The organism is Parafrigoribacterium soli, from assembly GCF_040227235.1.
Taxonomy (GTDB): Bacteria; Actinomycetota; Actinomycetes; order Actinomycetales; family Microbacteriaceae; genus Parafrigoribacterium_A; species Parafrigoribacterium_A soli.
In genome coordinates this window covers 790,982-812,343 of the sequence record NZ_JBELNZ010000002.1, presented here as the reverse complement: position 1 = coordinate 812,343, position 21,362 = coordinate 790,982, and the positions used below count along the sequence as shown (strand labels likewise).

General features: G+C 66.3%; 14 protein-coding genes. 10 read left to right on the top strand and 4 right to left on the bottom strand.

The window, feature by feature from the left end:
- Positions 1-386 precede the first annotated feature (386 nt).
- The 6 genes from ABUA37_RS08155 (at position 387) to ABUA37_RS08130 (ending at position 9,709) form a co-directional block, all read left to right on the top strand.
- Positions 387-4,124, top strand: coding sequence for an AAA family ATPase (locus ABUA37_RS08155; protein ID WP_349898624.1), 3,738 nt, complete (start codon positions 387-389; stop codon positions 4,122-4,124).
- A gap of 91 nt (positions 4,125-4,215) precedes the next feature.
- Positions 4,216-5,463, top strand: coding sequence for an MFS transporter (locus tag ABUA37_RS08150; RefSeq protein WP_349898623.1), 1,248 nt, complete (start codon positions 4,216-4,218; stop codon positions 5,461-5,463).
- A gap of 59 nt (positions 5,464-5,522) precedes the next feature.
- Positions 5,523-6,104 carry a hypothetical protein gene (locus ABUA37_RS08145; protein WP_349898622.1) on the top strand — a complete coding sequence of 194 codons (582 nt, stop codon included), beginning with the start codon at positions 5,523-5,525 and terminating at the stop codon, positions 6,102-6,104.
- Between the two features lie 122 nt (positions 6,105-6,226).
- The gene (locus ABUA37_RS08140) at positions 6,227-6,928 is read left to right on the top strand and encodes a PKD domain-containing protein (RefSeq protein ID WP_349898621.1); all 702 of its coding nucleotides are present in this window, start codon (positions 6,227-6,229) and stop codon (positions 6,926-6,928) included.
- Positions 6,929-7,050: 122 nt separating this feature from the next.
- Positions 7,051-8,553, top strand: coding sequence for a S1C family serine protease (locus ABUA37_RS08135; RefSeq protein WP_349898620.1), 1,503 nt, complete (start codon positions 7,051-7,053; stop codon positions 8,551-8,553).
- Between the two features lie 148 nt (positions 8,554-8,701).
- A complete protein-coding gene (locus ABUA37_RS08130) occupies positions 8,702-9,709 on the top strand; it encodes a glycosyltransferase family 2 protein (RefSeq protein WP_407075357.1) in 1,008 nt (335 codons plus the stop codon).
- 7 nt (positions 9,710-9,716) lie between these two features.
- Here the strand turns inward: ABUA37_RS08130 and ABUA37_RS08125 are convergent, their stop codons facing one another.
- Positions 9,717-12,437, bottom strand: a complete 2,721-nt coding sequence (locus tag ABUA37_RS08125) for a CDP-glycerol glycerophosphotransferase family protein (protein WP_349898618.1) — start codon at positions 12,435-12,437, stop codon at positions 9,717-9,719.
- 146 nt (positions 12,438-12,583) lie between these two features.
- Between ABUA37_RS08125 and ABUA37_RS08120 the strand changes: the two genes are divergently transcribed.
- The gene (locus tag ABUA37_RS08120) at positions 12,584-13,861 is read left to right on the top strand and encodes a CDP-glycerol glycerophosphotransferase family protein (protein ID WP_349898617.1); all 1,278 of its coding nucleotides are present in this window, start codon (positions 12,584-12,586) and stop codon (positions 13,859-13,861) included.
- A gap of 73 nt (positions 13,862-13,934) precedes the next feature.
- Here the strand turns inward: ABUA37_RS08120 and ABUA37_RS08115 are convergent, their stop codons facing one another.
- On the bottom strand, positions 13,935-14,741 hold the full coding sequence (locus tag ABUA37_RS08115; protein ID WP_349898616.1) for a hypothetical protein: 807 nt from the start codon (positions 14,739-14,741) through the stop codon (positions 13,935-13,937).
- Between the two features lie 96 nt (positions 14,742-14,837).
- Positions 14,838-19,754 (bottom strand): DEAD/DEAH box helicase, encoded by a 4,917-nt coding sequence (locus ABUA37_RS08110; RefSeq protein WP_349898615.1) that lies wholly within the window; start codon positions 19,752-19,754, stop codon positions 14,838-14,840.
- A gap of 131 nt (positions 19,755-19,885) precedes the next feature.
- Between ABUA37_RS08110 and ABUA37_RS08105 the strand changes: the two genes are divergently transcribed.
- Positions 19,886-20,185, top strand: coding sequence for a helix-turn-helix domain-containing protein (locus tag ABUA37_RS08105; protein WP_349898614.1), 300 nt, complete (start codon positions 19,886-19,888; stop codon positions 20,183-20,185).
- Here ABUA37_RS08105 and ABUA37_RS08100 read toward each other — a convergent pair.
- Complete coding sequence (locus ABUA37_RS08100; protein WP_349898613.1) at positions 20,182-20,478, bottom strand: hypothetical protein; 297 nt, start codon at positions 20,476-20,478, stop codon at positions 20,182-20,184. The genes ABUA37_RS08105 and ABUA37_RS08100 overlap by 4 nt on opposite strands.
- 243 nt (positions 20,479-20,721) lie before the next feature.
- On the opposite strand from ABUA37_RS08100, the gene ABUA37_RS08095 reads away from it, so the two are divergent.
- Positions 20,722-20,931, top strand: coding sequence for a type II toxin-antitoxin system VapB family antitoxin (locus tag ABUA37_RS08095; RefSeq protein ID WP_349898612.1), 210 nt, complete (start codon positions 20,722-20,724; stop codon positions 20,929-20,931).
- A gap of 9 nt (positions 20,932-20,940) precedes the next feature.
- On the top strand, positions 20,941-21,357 hold the full coding sequence (locus ABUA37_RS08090; RefSeq protein ID WP_349898611.1) for a PIN domain nuclease: 417 nt from the start codon (positions 20,941-20,943) through the stop codon (positions 21,355-21,357).
- Positions 21,358-21,362: the final 5 nt, after the last annotated feature.

The following is a 21,362-nucleotide window of genomic DNA, read 5'->3' as shown; positions in this document are numbered from 1 at the left end:
TCGCCCTGGCTGAACCACTACAACTACGATCGACCACACACCGCCTGCGGAGGCAAACCACCAATCAGCCGAGTGTCACCAACGTCATGACCGAGTACAGCTAGCTGGTTCCGCGGCAACCAGGAGCCCTGTCCGCCCGCCGCTTCGCTCCGCATCCGCCCGATCTTCTTCATAATTCAGGCAGTCTGGGTCTCACGAGCGTCGGATGGCCGCCGACGCGGCGTTTGCGCGCTGGCGTTCCGCGAATTGCCTGAGTTGTGAACCGCGGGCGAAACGCCAACCGCCCGTCTCGAGGCGGGGCCTCGTGGGGTGTGCCGTGCAAGGCCGCCGCGCGCACTCCGGTACCGTAGACGCAGGCATTCCGCACGCGAAAGAAGGGTGGGCCGTTGTATCTCAAGAGCCTGACCCTCAAGGGGTTCAAGTCCTTCGCGCAGCCCACCACCTTCGCCTTCGAAACCGGCGTCACGTGCGTTGTCGGACCGAACGGCTCCGGGAAGTCCAACGTGGTCGACGCGCTCGCCTGGGTCATGGGCGAGCAGGGCGCAAAGACCCTCCGCGGCGGCAAGATGGAAGACGTCATCTTCGCGGGCACGGCGACCAAGGGTCCGCTCGGTCGGGCCGAGGTCATCCTCACGATCGATAATTCGGATGGCGCGCTGCCGATCGACTACACCGAGGTCACGATCAGCCGCACCCTGTTTCGCAACGGCGGCAGCGAGTACGCGATCAACGGCGAGAGCTGTCGGCTGCTCGACGTGCAGGAACTCCTGAGCGACTCCGGCCTCGGCCGCGAGATGCACGTCATCGTCGGCCAGGGGCAGCTCGACGCGGTGCTGCGGGCGAGCCCCGAGGAGCGGCGCGGCTTCATCGAGGAGGCCGCGGGCATCCTGAAGCATCGTCGTCGCAAAGAGAAGACGATCCGCAAGCTCGACGCGATGCAGGCGAACCTCACGAGGCTGAGCGACCTGGCGGGGGAGATCCGCAGGCAGCTGAAGCCGCTCGGGCATCAGGCCGAGATCGCCAAGGAAGCCCAGTCGATCGCCGCGATCGTGCGCGACGCCCGCGCGCGGCTACTCGCCGACGAGGTGGTCACGCTGCGCAGCGCGATCACGCTGCACAGCCGCAGCGAGTCCGAGCGCAAGACCGAGCGCATCGTGCTGCAGGAGCAACTCGACCAGAACAAACTGCGAGAGCACCACATCGAGCAGGCCCAGGTGGGCGACGCCGTCGACCTCGCCCGGCGCACGGCCTTCGGTCTCGAGTCGGTGCAGGAGCGTCTGCGCAGCCTCTATACGCTCGCGAACCAGCGACTCGCGCTGCTCGGCTCGGAGTCTGAGACGACGGATGCGGCATCCGGGGTTTCAGAACAGACGGTGGCGGATGCCCGTGCCGAGGCCGCGCGCCTGCGCGAGCAGATCGACCTCACCGAGGAGGCGTGGCAGCAGGCGCAGGCGGCCACCGCTCTCGCGCGTGCCAACCTCGACGGGCTGGACGAACACATCGCGCAGCAGAGCGCCCTCGTCTCCCGTCACGACCTCGAGATCGCGGGGCTCACCGGCCAGGCCGAGACCGCCGCGACCAGGCTCGCCGCGGTGCGCGGGGAGGTGCTGCGCCAGCAGAACGCGCTTGATGCCGCGCTCGCTCGCCGCGAGGCCGCGCAGGCGGAGTTCGCCGAACTCGAGGCAGAGGCGGTGCTCACGGATGCCGGCGAGACCAATCTGGACGCCGCGTACGAGCTCGCTCAGTCCGAGGTGACGGCGGCGGAGTCCGAGATCGAACACCTGCGCGACGAACTCCACAAGCACGAGCGCGAACGCGACGCCCTCGCCGGCCGCGCCAGCGCCCTCTCGCTCGCTCTCGACCAGAAAGACGGATCGACGGCGCTCGTCGCGGCGAAGCTGAGGGGCATCCGCGGTCTCGTCGCCGAGCACGTGCAGGTGCAGCCCGGCTTCGAGGCCGCGATCGCCGCGGCGCTGGGCTCGCTCGCCGACGCCGTACTCGCCGAGAATCGCGACGCCGCCATCGACGCGCTCACCTCGGCTGGGGCCGCAGACATGGGCCGGGTGGAACTGCTGCTCGCGTCGGTCCCTGAGCTTGTCGAAGGGCGGTCAGATTCGCTCCCTGAGCTCGTCGAAGGGAGCCTGCCCGCTGGTGCGCTTCCCGCTTCGAGCGTCGTCACCGCCCCACCCGGCGTGCTCGGCCTGCTTGCGAGCGTCGTGATCGCCGAGGACCTCGAAGCCGCGCGCGCCGTCTGGAAGTCGCTCGACGCATCCGACATCACCGTCATCACGAAGGCCGGCGACGTGCTCAGCCGCTACGTGCTGCGGGGCGGCTCAGGCGCCAAGCGATCGCGCCTCGAACTCGTGGCCGACCGGGATGCCGCTAACGAGCGGCTGGGCGAGGTCACCTCCCTCATCGAGCGGGCCCGGTTCGCGCTCGCCGAGCACCGCGGCGCGCTGGAGGTCGCCAAGCAGCAGTCGACGCACGCACTCGCGGCGCTGCGCGAATTCGACTCGCAGCTCGCCGCTCGCATGGAGCGGCTGAACCGCGCGCGAGTTCAGGTGGAGGCGGCGCAGGCCGAGTCCGAGCGCCTCGAACGCGCACTGGCGCTCTCCGCAGACACGGTGACGGATGCCGCTGCCGCAGCCGAGCGCGCCGCCCAGGAACTGGAGACAGCCAAGTCTCGCCCCCGCCCGATCCTCGACGTCGCTGCCCGTGACGCGCTCTTCGACGAGCTCGAGGACGCACGCGAACTCGAGGTCGAGGCGCGGCTTCAAGTCGAGACCGCTCGGGAACGGGTGCGCGCCGAGGAGGCGCGTGCCGACGCCCTGCAGCGCAGGCTCGAGGCGGAGCGGGCGCAGGCCGAAGAGGCAGCCGGGCGCGCGGTCATCCGTCGTCGTCAGGTCGATGCGGCCCAGCGCGTGGTTGCCGCACTTCCTGCCGTGCTGGACTCGGTCGATCGTTCGGTTTCGGAGGCTCGTGTCGAACTCGCCGCGCGCGAGAGCGACCGCGCCGCCCAGAACGAGGAACTTGCCGCCCTGCGTCGCGACGAGAGTGCGCTTCGCGAGCGACTCACCGCCGTGAGCGAGACCGTGCACGGCCTCGAGATGCAGGTCTACGAGAAGAAGCTGCAGCTCTCTTCGCTGCTCGAGCGCGCGGGCGAGGAGCTCGGCCTCGTCGAAGATGTGCTTGTGGCCGAGTATGGCCCCGAGCAGCTCGTGCCCGTCGACGCCGCCCTCACCGACCCATCGCTCTCGCAGCCCGCTTCGCAGGTGGAGCTTGTCGAGACCTCCCCGTCGAACGCTTTCGTGTCCCCAATGCAGGAGACGGCGACGCCCGACCCCGAGATTCCGGGGTCCGACGATCTGCGGGAGCGCTCCACTCCTGCATTGGCGACAAACGAGGCGCCGGACGACGACCAAGAGCCCGAGCAATCCAGCGAGCTGCAGGGTATCCCCTTCGTTCGCGCCGAGCAGGAAGCCCGCCTCGCGAAGGCCGAGCGCAAGCTCGCGCAGCTCGGACGCGTCAACCCGCTCGCGCTCGAGGAGTTCGCCGCGCTCGAACAGCGCCACCGCTTCCTCACGGAGCAGCTCACCGATCTCACGAGCACCCGCAAGGACCTGCTGACGATCATCGACGAGATCGACGAGAAGATGCAGGACATCTTCTCCAGCGCCTTTGATGACACGCGGGCCGCGTTCAACGAGGTCTTCCCGATCCTGTTCCCCGGCGGCACCGGCAGCATCCACCTCACCGATCCGGAGAGCCTGCTCACCACGGGCATCGAGGTATCAGTCAAGCCCGCGGGCAAGAAGATCGAGCGCCTGTCGCTGCTGTCCGGTGGCGAGCGCTCGCTCGCCGCGGTCGCCCTGCTCATCGCGATCTTCAAGGCGCGCCCCAGCCCGTTCTACATCATGGACGAGGTCGAGGCCGCACTCGACGATGCCAACCTCGGCCGCCTGCTCACGATCTTCGAAGACCTGCGCCAGTCATCCCAGCTCATCGTCATCACCCACCAGAAGCGCACGATGGAAATTGCGGATGCGCTCTACGGCGTCTCGATGCGACAAGACGGAGTCAGCGCCGTCGTCGGCCAGCGCGTCGCCCACGAAGAAGCCAGCTGACTGGTCCTCGTTCCGCGCAGGTGCGGACAGCGAGCGGGCCGCGAGCCGGCCGGCGTCAACCGGGCCGACGCCGCGCCCCTAGAATTGCGCGATGACCGACATCATCACCGTGCAGCGCAAGGTTGTGCGCACGCTCGTTTTCGCCCAGATTCTCGGCGGAATCGGCCTCGGTGCCACCGTGTCGGTCGGCGCGCTGCTCGCTGCTCAGGTCTCCGGGTCGCCCGCCTGGTCGGGCATGGCGGCCACCATGAGCACCCTGGGTGCGGCGCTGCTCGCGGTGCCTCTGGCGCGGGCCGCCCAGGCTCGCGGACGCAGGATCGCCCTCTCCGTCGGCTCCATCCTCGGGGCGTGCGGCGCGCTGCTCGCGGTCACCGCTGCCGCGCTCGGAAACTTTCCGCTGCTGCTGGTGGCGCTCGCGCTGGCGGGGGCGTCATCCGCCTCGAACCTGCAGGCGAGATTCGCCGCCACGGACCTCGCCGATTCCCGGCACCGGGCCCGTCAGCTCTCGATCGTGGTGTGGTCGACGACGCTGGGTTCGGTGCTCGGACCCAACCTCATCGGCCCGGGGGAGGCGATCGGGGGAGCGATCGGATTGCCCACGCTCACCGGCCCGTTCGTCTTCACCGTGAGCGCCCAACTGCTCGCGATGATCGTGTACTTCACGGGGCTCAGGCCCGACCCGCTGCTCACGGCCATGGAGTTGTCGCCGCCCGCCGACGGCATCCGCCCGAAGAAAGGCCTCGCGAGCCTTCGTGCGCATGCGGGTGCTCGCTACGCCGTTGTGGCCGTCGCGCTCAGCCACGCGACAATGGTCGCGATGATGTCGATGACCCCGGTGCATCTCTATGAGCACGGCGCCACGCTCGAGATCGTCGGCTTCACCCTCAGCCTGCACATCGCGGGCATGTACGGGCTGTCGCCTATCTTCGGTTGGGCGGCCGACCGCTGGGGACGCATCCCAGTGATCCTGGTCGGTCAGGCGCTGCTGTTGGCCTCGCTCGTCGTCGCCTGGACGAAAAGCGGTTCGGATGTCTGGGTCGCCGTGAGCCTGATCCTCCTGGGCCTCGGCTGGTCGGCCTCCACCATCGCCGGGTCGACCCTCGTGGCTGAGTCCGTGCCCGTGGATGATCGCGCGGGCCTGCAGGGCGTCTCCGACCTCCTGATGAACGCGACAGCCGCGGTCGGCGGCGCACTCGCGGGACCGGTACTCACCCTCGTCGGCTACTCGGGACTCGGCGTCACCTGCATGGCACTCGTCGCGGTCGTCGTCGTGTGGACGGCGCTGCGCGCTCGCACCCTCCGCACGGCCCGTGACACAACGACCCCGGTCATGGAGTAGCTCGCCCAGCCTGTGGAAAGTTCCTGCGAGGGTGGACGGATTGCTCTACCGTCGTCGTTATGCGGATTTTCCCTCGACCGGCCAAGCGTGCGCGGCGATCGTCGCTGGCCCCGGCGGGCGCCGTTGTCCTCTCGGTGTTTCTGCTTACAGGATGCGTGCAGCCGACACCCGCCAAAACCCCCAAGGCACAGGCGACGGTCAAGCCGCTCTTCGCCAGCGACGCGGATGCCCTGGCCGCCGCCACGAAGGCGTACGCCGCGTACCTCAAGATGTCGGATCAGGTGAGTCAAGAAGGAGGACTCAACCCCGCGCGTCTGAGTCCATTAGTCACGACGAACTGGTTGAAACAGGAAGTAGCTTCTGCCAACTCGTTCGCTGACTCAGGATTGCGGCAATCTGGCGCCACTCATTTTGATTCAGCGAGGCTCCAGCACTACGACCGTGCATCTCCGAGCCAGACCATCGATGTCTACCTCTGCCTCGACGTATCGGAGGTACACATCCTCGATGCTGAAGATACAGACACCACGAAGCCCAGTGCACAGACGAAGTATTCGTTCGTGGCTAGCTTCGTCACTGACGGGCACCAGAGTCTCTTGTTGGACGACAACTCTCCGTGGACGGGGGCGAGCTTTTGCTAGATATCGTGATTCGAATCGTATTGACCGCTGCAGTTGCTGGAGCCTGTGCGGTGTCGTGCGCGATGCCCGCGGTGGCCGCAGTCTCACCGGCTTCTGCGAAGGTTGACTGCACTCCACGCGGAGTGGCGGCCGGAAAATGCCCCGGGGCTTCAGCGCAGGTCGCAGACGGCGGCGTCGCCATCGGCGCAACGAAGACGAAGCCTGGCACGAAGATCGGCCAGGGCCGCGCCGTGCGCAAACCACGACCGGGCGTCGCCCCGCGGGCCTCGTCGCTCCTACCGGGCGGCGCACCGGAGATCCCGGGCGTGTGGATCGGGCGCGATGGTTTCACCGTCAACGATCCGGTCACGATCTCCGATCTCGTGAACTTCAAGCCCCAGCCCGGTACCGATCACATGGAGCCGAACGGTTGGGCGGTCATCGGCCTCGACACCAACTTCTATGCGACCGCCCAGTCGCAGCTGCTGTCGGGCATGTTGCTGGGGCAGGAGGCGCAGGTGCGGTTTACGCCCGTGCGATACCACTGGACCTACGGCGACGGGGGCGCGAGGGCGACGGGTGCGGCGGGTCGCACCTGGAAGGCGCTCGGCATCCACGAATTCGATCCCACTTCGACCAGCCACGTGTATCAGGAGCGCGGCGAGTACGACGTCGATCTGACGATCGACTTCGCAGCGGAATTCCAGTACGCGGGCGGCGATTGGTACCCCGTGCAGGGTGTTCTGCCGCTGTCGGCGAACCGCCTGCACATCACGGCCGGGGAGGCGAAAACGGTACTGGTCGAGCAGAACTGCCTCACTCGACCGAGCGGTCCCGGCTGCTGAATCGGGCCGCCCCAACGGGGCAGTCGAAGCTCCAAGCCTTCAGAGGGCACGCTCCCAGCGGCCGCAAATAGAATGTTCAGGTTGGCGATGGATGCTAGCAGCGCTTGGAAGGAGCAGCACCAATGACCGACATTCCCCAGGGGCCACAGCACGACCAGGACGACGAGCAAAACCCGCGCGTCAACGACCTGAACGGCAATCCCGACCAGGGCCTCAACGAAGACTTGAACGAACCCGTCACCCAGCCGCAGTCCGGCCCGACCACGCCGCAGCCCACCGCCGTACCGCCTACGACCGCACAGGCGACCGCAGCGCAGCCGACCGAGGCGTCAGCGACGCCGCCGTCCTCCGCCTTCGGCGGTGCGGCATCCGCGAGTGCAGCCATCCCGGCGCCATCCTCGTCGAAGCGCTCCGGAACGGTAGCGCTCGTGGCCGCGCTCGCCGTGGGTGCCCTCGTCGGCGGTGTGTCCGGAGCGGGCGTCACGGCCCTCGCGCTCAACAGCAGCCAGAACCAGCAGCCGACCGCGAGCACCGCGATAAACCCCGCGAACATCACCGTCAACGACCGTGACAACGCCACGATCATCACCAAGGTCGCCGCGGAGGCAACGCCCTCCGTGGTCACCATCAACGTCACCGGAACGTCGTCCGCGGGCACCGGTTCAGGCGTCATCCTGAGCAAGGACGGTTACGTGCTCACGAACACGCACGTGGTCACCCTCGACGGCGAGATCGCCAACGCGAAGGTCAAGGTCGAGACCTCCGACGGTCACCTGTACAACGCGAAGGTGGTTGGCACCGACCCCATCGTTGACCTCGCGGTCATCAAGATCGAGGACGGCAGCAACTTCCAGCCGCTGGAATTCGCCGACTCGAGCAAGCTCAACGTCGGTGACACCGCGATCGCGATCGGCGCCCCGCTCGCCCTGTCCAATACGGTCACCAACGGTATTGTCAGCGCGCTGAACCGCAGCATCACCATCGCCTCCTCCGCGGTCCCCGACAGCAGTAGCAGCAACGGTGGTGACGACAGCGGAAAGGATCCCTTCGACCACTTCATGTACCCAGACCCGAATGGCGGCCAGCAGCAGAGCACCGCGCAGAGCTCCATCGCTCTCGCCGTCATCCAGACCGACGCGGCAATCAACCCCGGCAACTCCGGTGGCGCGCTTCTCAACACCGACGGAAAGGTGATGGGCATCAACGTCGCCATCGCCAGTGCGGGTTCGAACGGCACCGGCTCCTCGGCGTCCGGAAGCATCGGTGTCGGGTTCGCCATCCCCGCCAATCTCGCCAAGCGGGTCGCGAACGAGATCATCGCCAACGGCAAGGCCACCCACGGCCTGCTGGGTGCCTCGGTCGCCGACGTGGGCGACAGCAAGACGGTCGAGAACAGCACGATCGTCGGTGCGAGCATCGAAGGCATCACCAGTGGCGGTGCGGCCGACGCCGCGGGGCTGAAGAAGGGTGACATCGTCACACGCTTCGCCGGCATCCCGATCGGCGGCAAGACCGACCTCACCGCTCAGGTGCGGGTGCTGGCCGCGGGCGAGAAGACCCAGCTCACGTACGTGAGGGACGGCAAGACCTACACCGCGAACGTCACGCTCGGCGCGCTCAAGTAACGCAGGCACTCGACGGCACGCAGCCCCCGCCCGCGCGGGGGTTTCGTGCCGTCGTTTCGTGCGCTGCTAGGCTCGAACAGCAGCGAACCTCGACGTATTGGACTCCATGACGACCACTGGGAAAGCCCTGCCGGGAGTTTCTTTCGTCATGCCCGTCCTCAACGAGGTCGGTTACATCGGCAACGCGATCCGCACCGTTCTCGCCCAGGACTATGCCGGCGAAAAGGAACTGGTCCTCGCGCTCGGGCCGTCGACCGACGGCACCGACGAACTCGTCGAGATCCTCGCCAAATCCGACCCGCGCATCCGCACGGTTCATAACCCGGATGTCGATATCCCGGTCGGCCTGAACCTTGCGATAGCGGCCAGCACGCATCCGATCATCGTTCGCGTCGACGCACACTCGGAACTCGAGGCCGGATACACCCGCGCCGCCATCGATACGCTCGACCGCACCGGCGCGGTCAACGTGGGCGGTGTCATGCTCGCTCGCGGCAAGACCCCGTTCCAGTCGGCCGTCGCTCGCGCCTACAACAGCAAGTTCGGGCTCGGTGGCGCTCGCTATCACGGCGGCGCGACCGAGGGTCCGGCCGAGTCCGCGTATCTCGGCGTCTTCCGCCGGCACGTGCTCGACGAGGTCGGGGGCTTCGACGAATCCATCCGTCGCGGCGAGGACTGGGAGTTGAACCTCCGCATTCGCGCGGCCGGCCATCTCGTGTGGTTCGATCCGAGCCTCCGCGTCAGCTATTGGCCGCGCGAGAACTGGCGCAAGCTCGCCAGGCAGTTCTTCGCCACCGGGGTCTGGCGCGGCGAACTGGTGCGCCGCTACGGTGGTCGCAACCCTTGGCGGTTCTTCGCGCCGCCGCTGCTCGTGCTCGCCGTCGTGGTCAGCCTCGTCGTGGGAGCGCTGCAACTGACCGGAGTGCTGCACGGCTGGCCGAGCCTCGTGCTCAGCGCCGTCTACCTCGCGCCCCTCGCGTACCTGCTGCTCGTGCTCTGGGTGAGCCTGGTGCAGGATCCGGCGGCCGCCTGGAAGGATCGCTGGCTGTTCCTCATCGTGCTGCCCACGATGCACCTCAGCTGGGGCACCGGCTTCATCCTCGCCGTCCTGCGCGGCGCCCGCGAGATCACCGACACCTCGCGCACCGGCATCTGAGGCGGCGCTACTCGAGGATGCTCTCACCCAGCACCCGGGCGATCACGCGCTCAGCCGCGTGGCCGTCGTCTCGCGGATTGAAGCGCGCCCTCCACGCGGCGTACCGTTCCGCGTAGTCTGCGGCAGCGGCATCCGCTCGCCGAACCAGCGTGACCAGCTCGTCGGCCGTGCGCACCACCGGTCCGGGCGCGACGGCGATGAAGTCGAAGTAGAAGCCGCGCAGCACCTCGCGGTACCGCTCAAGGTCGGGGGTGAAGAAGAAGATCGGTTTGCCGGTGACGCTGAAGTCGAACATCACCGAGGAGTAGTCCGTGATGAGCGCGTCGGCGACGAGGAAGAGCTCCGAGACATCCGGGTAGCTCGTGACGTCGAGCACGCCGCCCGCATGCAGATCCGAGCCCGGCTGCAGCGAACGGGAGTGCCCGCGGATGAGCGTGACGTAACCGGGGCCGAGCTTCTCCGTGAACGCGGAGACGTCGAGGTGGTCCACACGACCGGGGTGGTCGTCGCGCCAGGTGGGCGCATAGAGCAGCACGGTGGCGTCATCCGGGATGCCGAGCTTAGCCCGCACGACCGCGGCATCGCCCGTGAGCAAGACGTCGTCGCGCGGATAGCCCTCCTCCCAGATCGGCCCGCGGAACAGGTACGCGCGGCGAAAGATGCGCGTGGCGTACGCGTTCTGAGACAGCAGGATGCTCCACCGGGAGCGCTCGCGCAGCGTCGCCAGAGCCGGCCGCAGGCGCAGCCCGGAACGATTGAGCGCGAGCTTCTTGAGCATCGTGCCGTGCCAGGTCTGCAGCACCCTCTGGTGGCGCCGTCCCCGATAGCGGTTGCGCAGCCAGTCGTTGATCACGATCAGGCGGGCAGAACCGCGGATGCGCCACCACTCGGCGCTGCCCTCGATGAGCGGAATCGCCCCCGCCGGCACCGCAACCGAGGCATCCCGCACGCCCCAGTAGCGCGGGATGTCCGGCCGAGCGGCGGCGAGAGCCCGATCGAGCGCGAGCGGATTGCACGAGGCATTCTGCCCGTAGAAGCTCTCGAAGAACGCCGCGTTCAGTGCCGGATAGTCCGTGCTGCGGTACTCCGCTTCCAGCCGAGCCTGCTGCTGCACGCCCACCTCGGCGTCGGTGAGGGGCGCCGAGAGAGTCATGGAGATCGCATCCTCGGTTTCGAAGGCGATTCTGAAAAGGCCAGGCACAAGCTGCTCGGCGGGCACGGTCGCGGTAGCCGTCAGCGGCGGCTCGAAGCGGTAGCGGCCGGAGGGCGGCGCCGCGGGCGCGTGTCCCCAGCGGGAGGTGAGCATCGGAATGTCCGCGCTCCAGCGCCCGTCCGAGCGAACGACGGATGCCGTGAGCCGGCTGCGCGAGCCGACGAGCGATAGTGCGCGCGGGCCCTCACCCGCGCCCTGCAGCCGCAGCACCGGCGCCTCGCCGGCATCCAGGGTCACGGAGTCCACGGCCCAGGAGGCGCCGACTGGCGTTGCGGTCATGCTTGCTGGCTCTTTCAGTCGCGCGAGTATCTCGCCGTACACTCTGGCAGTACTTCGGCCGTCTCGAAAGCTATGACACTCAGAGGCCAGCCGCTCGCTGTGCGCCTCGAATGTGCGTCGCACCCCCGCATCGTCCCGGAGGCGAGCGAGCAGGCCGAGTAGCTCCTCCCACGAGCGCACGGCTGTGCCGCCGCTGAAACGCTCGTACGGCTCATACAGCCCGCGCGTCGCCGCGTAGTGTTCCACGTCGGGCGCGAGGAAGGCGATGGGGCGTCCGGTCAGCGCGAAGTCGTAGGCGATCGAGGAGTAGTCGGTGACGAGCACGTCGATCGCGGGAAGGATCGGCGTGGCGTCGTTCTGCGTCGCCGCCGACAGCATCCGAATTCTGGGGGAGGCAGCGGGCCCGGCGTCGTAGTCCCCGACGCTGTGCGGATGCGGCCGCAGCACGAGCACGGCGTTCGCCGCCTCGAGGTGCTCGGCGATCGCTCGCCATTCCGCGGCGCTCGGCACGCCGGGGTCGCGCTCGCCGTCACGCCAGGTCGGCGCGTAGAGCAGCACCTGCTCGTCGCCGAAGGGGCCGATCCCGCGCGCGAGCAGCGTGCGCGCCTCGTCGCGGCGACGCTGCTCGGTGCCGCGCAGCAGCACGTCGTCGCGCGGGTCACCGGTGACCACCACGCGCTCCGCGGGCAGTCCGAAGGCCGTGCGCAGGCGTTCCGCCGAGTATTCGGATGCCGCCGGCAACATCCCGATCGACGCCGCGTTGCGCCGATACAGGCTTCGCAGCACGTGCCGCAGCCCGAAGCGGCCGCCGAAGGTCACGGGCGAGTCAAGCTGGATGCGCTTGAGCGGGATGCCGTGCCACAACTGCACGATGAACGCCCCGCGCACGCCGAAGCGGTTCGCGTCGCCCAGCCCGTGCGTCACCACGACGACTCGCGCGCGCAGGGTCGTCCAGAAGCCCCGGCGGCTCGATCGCAGCACGCTCTGCAGGCCGAGTGCCCGAGCTCGCTCGCGCTCCTCTGCGCTGCGGGCGAGCCAGGTGACGACCAACGCTGGGTCTTGTCGCTTCGCGTGCAGTGCGAGTGCGAGTGCGCCCTCACCGACTCCAGACCCGCTCGCGAAGACCCAGGAGCGGCGCTGCCTCGGCACGGCGAGACCGGCGAGACCGCCGAGCACGTAGAGCGGCGCGGAGAGGAGTTTCTCCGCGTTGCCCCTGGCAAAAGTGAAGCGGGACACGAGCGGTGTGCACCCTCCGAGTTCGATGGCCACGCGGGGTGGCCGACGCGTTCGAGCCTAGCAGCGGGCACCCCGGGAGCCGCCTGCACCCGGCCGCGGCGCCGCGAGTGAAACCGGCGCGGAGCAATGGCTGGTTTAATCTTGGCGTGGGCCTAAGTAGAGACATCCGTACCGCCAGGCGAGTTCTTCGTAAGCTGATGCGCTCCCGCTCGGCGCGCAGCGAACTCGCTCGTCGCGCACCGGAGCTTCCGCGACCGGCTAGAGGCAGCATCCAGATCGCCGTGTACTTCGCCGATTCCACGGTGAACATGTACCAGATCCGCCAGTGGTACGCCCCGCTCGCCGAACTCGCGCGTGAACACCCGGTCGCGATCATTTCGCGTTCTCCGACCGCGGCGCTCACGCTGCTGGAGGAGTCGCCGGTTCCCGTCGTCTACCGGCGCTCGATCGCCGACCTTGAGGGCTTCATCGCCGAGCAGGATCTGAAGATCGTCTTCTACGTGAACCAGAACACGAAGAACTTCCAGATGATGCGTTACGGCCGCATCTGGCACGTTTTCATCAACCACGGTGAGAGCGACAAGATGTATATGACCACGAACCAGTTCAAGGCCTACGACTACAGCCTCATCGCGGGGGAGGCCGCGCGTGATCGCCTCAGCCGCAAGCTGTGGGACTTCGACGTCGATCGTCGCACGATCATGATCGGCAGGCCGCAGGCCGACCACTTCGCCGGTGCCCTGCCCTACACTCCGGATGCCCGCACGGTCGTGCTCTACGCGCCCACCTGGGAGGGTGATCGCGACGCCGCCGCATACGGGTCCGTCGTGTCGCACGGGGAGGCACTCGCGGCGGCGGTGCTTGCGAGCCCCGATCACCGGCTCATATACCGCCCGCATCCTCGCACAGGCGTGCTCGATCCGGAGTTCAAGCGTGCGAACGAGGCCATCGTCTCCGCGATCGCGGCTGCGAACTCGAAGGATTCGAGCGCGCAGCACGTCTTCGACGACGGCCCCACTCTGGGCTGGCAGCTCGCGGCGGCGGATGTCGCTATTACCGACGTCTCCGCGATGGTCTACGACCGCCTCGCCGTGGGCAAGCCGCTCCTCATCACACGCCCCGTGTCTCCATCCGCGGATGTCGATGAGAACGGATACCTGGGCGCGGCCGAGTGGCTGCGCAGCGAGGAGGCACCCGACGTGCTGGCACGCATCGACAGCGTGCAGCACGACGAGGAGGCGCGCAAGAACCTCGAATTCTGGGTGGAGCGCCACTTCGGTGACACCACACCGGGCGTCACCACGCAGCGCTTCCACGCGGCGGTCGAGTCGCTCATCGCGGAGTGGGAGAAGCACGCGCTCATCCACGCGAATGACCACGAAAGCCGCGAATCCGACCCCTTCGACGACGACGAAGACGACTGATCTTACGTTCGCTGAGCTTGTCGAAGCGGAGAAACACGCTGGTCGAGTAGCGAGGCACGAGCGTATCGAGACCTCAGCGACGCGTCAGTCGGCCCCGAATCGTCGCGACGCTGAACCTGCGCTCGCGGGCGTCATCCCGCACGCCCGCCTCGAGGTTGAGCGGAAACGCGAGCGGTGCCGGCCCGAACGCCTCCCGCGCGCTGTTCACAACCTTGCGGCCGAGGAGATGATTGCCCGTCCCGCCGATCACGGCGCCGATGCCGAACGGCATGACCCGGCCCACGGCCCCGCTCGCGGTGTTGCGGGCGAAACGCTGGATGAAGGACTTCTTCACCCGGTCGGCGATCTGCCCCATGAACGCCTGCGGAACGTTGCGGCCGATCACGTTGCCCCAGAACTTCGTGCGTGTCACGCCCTCGCCCGTTACCTGCTCGGCGAGGTTCTTTACGAGATCGACGCCGGAGTTGCCCAGCATCATGGTCATGACGATCGTGCGCGCCCGGTCGGGATCGGTCATCGCGATGCCGTGGATCTCGGTGACCGACTGCGCGAACAGGGCACTTGCCTCGAGAAATCCCGCGGTCTCGACCCCGCTGAGCGCGAGGCCGACCCCGGTACCAATCCCGGGAATGACGGCGGTCGCACCGACGCCAGCGCCTCCTGCGGTGACGGCGGCGAGGTAACGACGCTCCAGAATGCGGATGACCTCGGCGGGGGTCGCATCCGGGTTACGTCGACGGATGCTGCGCACATGTGCCAGGACGACCGGACGCTGCGTCGTGAGCAGCCGGTCGAAGCCGCGCACGGCCATCGGATGCTGCGCAGCCTGCGGCGGTTCGAGCTCGTTCACGACGTCCCTCTCGGTCGGGATGTCAATCATAAGTGCCGCATCTGGCGACCGGCTGACCGGTCACTGAGCCTGTCGAAGTGCCTCGTTCGCTGAGCTTGTCGAAGCGCCGTAGGTCAGCGTGCGGAGTTACGCGAAGTCCACGCCCGTGGCCGGAACGTCATCTGCGGCGCTGGCTGACGCACGAGTCTCCGCGCCCACGATGTCCAGGGGCGGCAGGGACTTCACGATGCGCACGGTCTCGACGCTCACGGTGACGATGCGCTTGAGCAGGTTCAGGATGTACGCGGGATCATCGTGTTCGGTCGCCCAGTCGTTCGGGTCATTCCGGATGCCGCTGGCCTTGTCCACCTTCACCTGGTAGCGCTCCAGAATCCACTCGATCGCCGAACGTGAGCCGAGCAGGTACTCGTGCGCCTCGTCCGGAATGCCGGTCAGCGTGAGCTGGTCGTTGTAGCGGATGGTGGACTTGTCCCACGCGCCCGCCTTGCCCGCGAACCGCATCTTGGTGACCCGCAACAGCTCAGGGTCCTCATCGTGGGTTGAGTAGGCCGCCCGCGGCCGTATCGAAACCTCCCCGTCAACAACTTCCGCCAGCGGCCACGGCTCCACACTCTCATATCCCAAATGCAGCTCTGCAAGCTCCCGCCCGGCTTTCGCGAAGGCATGGAAATCGGATGCCTCAGCCAGTTTCGGAATGCGCGGCAGCATCTTCTTGAGATCGGCCGCGTACGTCTCTCGATAGTCGGGGGAGTGCAGCAGTCCGTAGACAAAGTAGAAGATGTCGTCCTTGCTCACCTCGGCGCCGTAGAGCCCGCGATACTCCGCGAGGATCTCATCGGTCACGTTGTCGATGCGCGTGTATGGCTCCGCGTCATCGAACAGGCTCGGCTGCTCCCCGCGTGGTTCGTAGGTGTAGCGCGGGAAGAACTGGCCGCTGCCGGAACCCCAAAGTGCGAGGTCTGGCAGATCGTCGACGGTAAGAAGTGAGAAGGCATGCCCCGAACCTGCGGCCGTCAGATAGAAGCCGAGGTTCTTCTGCTCGGGAGTGGGGAACATCTTGGGGAGCTGACCGACTATGTGATTCAGTGATCGATCAAAGTAAGTGGCCTGCTTCTGGAACGGTCGATAGGTGCTATTCACGACCGCCGATGTGTTGAGGGCTAAAGGTTTCCTTGCGACAAGCCGGTTCTTCAGACTGAGGGTCCAACTGATACGCGATGCATCGCCGTCGTAGTAGTCGGCCGCCAAAGTGCGGCGATCTGCATTCGGAGAGGACGACAGTGCTTGCTCGTACCGCGTCAGCTGCAGGTTGTAGGCATCGACTGTTCGACTCACGTTGGCCAAGAGCTGTTCGCTCGAAGAGTTGTAAACCCACGCGTCACGACCGGTCTCTAATCCTCGGGAATATGAGGTGAAGATCGACGGCGCACCGCCCTCGATCTTGTCGTGTTTCGCACCAACGGGAGAGAACGTCAAGAAATCGCCGTCGCGTTGGTTAATCCAATCACCAGCTTCGTTGGGCTCAATCTCATTCCATGGAGTTCCCGTGATGCTGCCGTACTCGGCGATGAGCCCGAGCTTCTCTTCGCGGCTGAGATAATCGCCGATGTCGCGATAGTGCAAGAGACCGTGCGAAATGGCATCCGGATTCTTCACCAGGATCGAGATGGCAATCGTTGCGCGGCTGCCCGGGCCGAAAGTCTGCCCGCCTTCTTTTCGCGCCTGTTCCCCTGAGTTGCGAGTGTTGCCTCGCAGGTTCAACACGTACAGCGAGCTGAACTCCACGGTCAGGCTCTTGCGCAATCCGTCTGCGGTGTTGCCGTCGATGAATCCGCCATTCGAAACGAAAGCCACGACTCCTCGATCTCCGATGCGATCACTTGCCCAGCGGATTGCTCGAATGTAGGAGTCGTAGAGAGAGTTGTTGCCGCCGCGCCCTCGATCTGCCAGATACGTCGACGCAATTCGTGCATCAAGAAATGGGTATTTGAGGTTCTGGTTATTGTCGTTTGCACTGTCCTGACCAACGGAGTATGGCGGGTTGCCGAAAATCACATCCATGGGCAGCGCGTTCTGCGCCTTCACGCGCTCGTTGTTGTCGCCGAAAATTCCGTGGTCGTCGTACTTGTCGTCGTCCTCCGACGACTGGAAGGTGTCGGTGAGCACGATTCCCGGGAAGGGCTCGTAGCTCCCACTCGCGCTCAGGCCGTGATATGTCTCCTCGATGTTGATCGCGGCCACGTAGTAGGCGAGAAGCACGATCTCGTTGGCGTGCAACTCCGTGAGGTACTTGCGCTCCAGATCCTCCGGCTTGATCAGCCCGGACTGCAGCAGCCGCACGATGAAGGTTCCCGTTCCGGTGAAGGGGTCGAGCACGTGCACGCCCTCGCCAGACAGCGACGAGCCGAACTCGGTGCGCAGCACATCATCCGTGCTCTTCAAGATGAAGTCCACGACCTCGTTCGGCGTGTAGACGATGCCGAGCCGCTCACTCGTATTCCTGAACGCACCGGCGAAGAACTTCTCGTACAACCGCTTGATCGTCGTCTGCTTGCCCGCGGCATCCGTGATACCGCGTACGCTGCGCTCGACGCTCGCGTAGAAGCCAGCCAACTCATCCGTCTCGGTCTCGAGCTTGCTGCCCTCCAGAGCGTCGACCATGCGTTGCATCACCTGGCTCACCGGGTTGTGTGCGCTGAACGAGTAGCCCTCGAACAGGGCGTCGAACACCGGCAGGGTGATGAGGTGCTGCGAGAGGGTCTCGATCGCATCCGCCTCGGTGATCGAGGGGTTCAGGTTGTCTTGCAGCCCACCGACGAAGTCCTCAAACTCGGCGCGCAGGCTCGCGTTCGATCCGCTGACCAGATTGCGGATGCGCAGCTGCTGCCGTTCGGCGATGTCGGCGACATTCTTCGCCCAGTTCTCCCAGTAGTCGCGCTCGCCGACCTTGTCGACGATCTTCGCGTAGATGGCCTCGCGCCAGTCGGCTCCGAGCGCCGACCAGTCCATCGGCGTCGACGTCGAATCCTTCTCGCCGCCGTTCTCGGACCCCTCGCCCTCCCAGCCGGGGCGCACATCAATCAGCTGGATCGTGTCATCGCTGCGACCGTTGAGGTCGATCTGCTCGATCTTCGCTTCGAAGCGCTCGTCGTGCGCCCGCAGCGCCCGCAACACTTCCCACACCACCTTGTATTTGGTGTTGTCGTTCAGAGCCTGCTCGGGCGTCTTGTCGGCAGAGACCGCGATCGGCAGGATGATGTAGCCGTAGTCCTTGCCCTCGACCTTGCGCATCACGCGCCCGACGGACTGCACGACGTCGACCTGGCTGTCGCGGGAGTTGAGGAAGATCACCGCGTCGAGCGCGGGAACGTCGACGCCCTCGCTCAGGCAGCGGGCATTGGTGAGGATGCGGCAGACGTTGTCTTCGGGGTCCGTCTCTTCTTTCAGCCAGTCGAGCATCTGGTTGCGCACGAGGACGTTCATCGTTCCGTCGACGTGCTTGGCCTCGAGACGGAAGCGTCCGTCGTTCTCCCGCTCTTCGCCGTGGAAGCTCACTCCGGCCGGGCGGCTGTATTGCCCGTCGTAGCCGCTGAGCATCGACTGCACCTTCTGGCTGTCTTTGATCGAGCGCGAGAAGGCGACCGCGCGGCGCATTGGCGCGCGATCGCTCTTGGCTTCTCCGAGCCCCTGCACGCCGCGCTTCGCGAGGCCGTCGAAGATGCCCATAATGCGGGCGACATCCGGGATGTTGAGCTCGCCATCGATCGAGAACTGTTCCTGCCAGTTCGCGCCGATGGTTCCCTCGTCCACCGCGAGCACGAGCACCCGGTAGTCGGTGAGCAGATCGCGTTCCACGGCCGCGCCGAACCCCAGGCGGTGGAAGGTGCGGCCAAATACCGATTCGTCGTCCATGCTCACGAGCACGGCGTCCTTCTCCACCGCCTTCGTGCGCACCGCCTCGGCGTAGATCTTCGGGGTGGCCGTCATGTAGAGGCGCTTTTTGGCCTTGATCGCGGACTCGTCGTGCACGCGGAGAAAGGCCGACTCTGTCTTGTCGGCCAGGGTGAATCCGGCGGTGCGGTGTGCCTCGTCGCACACCACCAGGTCGAACTCTGGCAGGCCGCTGGCCTGGGCTCGCGCCACGACGTCGATCGACTGGTAGGTGGAGAAATACACGGTCAGGCCGTCGGGCACCTCTGCCTTGGCGACCTCCTTCAGCAACTGGCCTGTGCTGGTCGTCGCGGGATAGGCAAGATCGGAGACGGAGTAGTCTTCGTTGTTTTTGCCGACCTTGGTGTCGGAACAGATCGCGAAGGCGCGCAGGGGCATGGCGCGCTCGGCCGACCACTCCTTGAGCGTTTGCGAGAGCAGGGCGATCGAGGGCACCAGGAACAGCACGGAGCCGCCGGCGCCGGCCACCTTCTCCGCGATGCGCAGGCTCGTGAAGGTCTTGCCGGTGCCGCAAGCCATGATCAGCTTGCCGCGGGACGCGTCCTCGAAGCCGGCCTCGACATCCGCCAGCGCTTCCACCTGGTGCTGACGCAGCTTCTTTGTGGACGCCCGATGCAGCTCGTCCGGCTTCGCAAGCGAGTAGCGCGACCAGTCGATGTCGGAGTTCGCGAGATCATCGATCCCGATGCGCCAACTCTTCACCCGCTGGTCGAGCAGTGCGTCTTCGGCATGCTTCGACCAGTTGGTGGAGGTCGACACGACCATGCGGCTGGTGAACGGATGCTTGCCACTCGTCGCGAGGAACGAATCGATGTCGCCCTTCTGAATGGTGTGCGCCGGTGCGTAGAACTTGCACTGGATCGCGCAGAATCCGCCGCCGTATATTTCTCGCGCCACCAGGTCGATGCCGGTGTCTGGCTTGCCGTCGCGGCCCGGCCAGTCCTGCCACAGCCACACCTCTTCGAAGCGTGCCGTCCACACGGGGTCGGCCGTGAGATAGGCCCTGGTGAGCCGCTCGAGGAGCAGTCCCTTCTCGCGGGTGTCCCGCGCCATTCGCGCGTACTCGTCGAGCAGTTCGTGGATTGTGGTCACGCGTCGGCACCCCGTCGTCTGCCCCTTGGGCACTCAAGGCATGCCATGATTGAGGCATGAACTCTTGAGGCATTAAAGCATGAGTGACGATGGCTCTGGATAGTCGTGCTGCGGGCGCGTAGTCATGAGTGATGGCCGATACGCACTCCGAAGCCGCCCGGATTCTGGGCGAGCGAGTGCGGATATATCGACAGGAGCTAGGGCTCAGTCAGGAAGACATCGCGGACCTGGCCGAAATGCACGTGACAAACCTGGGCAAGATCGAACGCGGGCAATCGAATCCGAGCCTGACCACGATCATCCGCGTCTCAGGCGTGCTGGATGTCGACCCGGCCGAGCTTGTGCGCGGGCTCGGTCTCGGCGAGATTCCCACGCGCGCCCACAAGCTCACCGCCGCGGATCTCATCCGCGAGCGGAACAAGCGCGGCTAGAAACTCACGCGCCAGAGGTATTCGCCGCCCCACGGGCGGAACCACCGCACGATCACGACGCTGCTGCGGGCTAGGTCGTCACCGCGCAGGGTGAACTCGAGGTAGTCCCCGGGCTGTAGTCGGCTCGGGATGTCCGTGAGCAGCAAACCGGCGCCGAGAAGCGTCAGCGAGATGCCCCGCAGCTCCTCTGTGCCTTCGTTGCTCAAGCGATAGGCCGGAGCCCGGTCGCGGTCGAGGTGGAACGGAACCAGGTAGGCGGACGGTGGCGGGATGTCGGGAACCAGTCTGAGCATGTCTGCACGCTAGGTCGGGCATCCGACGACCGCTCTTGAGCTGTGGACAGACATTTGTGCCTAGGAGCTGTGCAGGAGAAGAACTCTGCTCCTCACCCGCGGTGTGGCACTGGTTTCGGTTCACAGAGTCGCTGTTCGCCCGCCTGTGCTTACGGGAGGATCGGTACTTTCCCCTTGAGGTCCGCAGGAAGGATATATACGATGGAGCTAATAGAGGATATACAACTCGGGGGAGGGGTGATCATGACCAAGCGCCTCGTCGAGATCGATGATGACGATCTCCAGACCGCCCAGGAGCTCTTGGAAGCCCCGACGATCAAGGAGACCGTTGCCCTCGCGCTCAAAGAAGTGATTGCGGCCGAGGCTCGCCGGCAGCACATCAAGTTGCTGCGCACAGGCTATCTGGCGCCGATGGCCGACAAAGCTGAGCGTCGTCGTGCCTGGGGGCAATAGGTGGGTGCTGTGGCGACCCACCTCATTGACACGAGTGCGTACGCCAGAATGCAGTACGAGGCGGTCAGCGACGTGCTTGCACCGTTGATCGAAGCCGGAGTGGTGGGAAGCTGCGCACCGCTTGACTTCGAGGATCTGTATCAGACCCGCACGCCCGCGGAGTACCGGCTGGTCACGAGCATCCGCCGCAACGCGTATGAACACCTGCTCGTCGCCGAAGACGAGTGGTCACGAGCCTTCGAGGTGCAGACCGTGCTCGCATCCCAGTCGCGCCTGCGCGGGGTCGGGATGTCCGACCTGCTCATTGCGGCGGTCGCCGAGCGAAACGGGCTGACGCTGCTGCACTACGACGGCGACTTCGACACGATTGCCGAGATCACCGGTCAGGATGCGCGCTGGGTAGTGCCCCGTGGCCAGACGCCGTAGTCGGG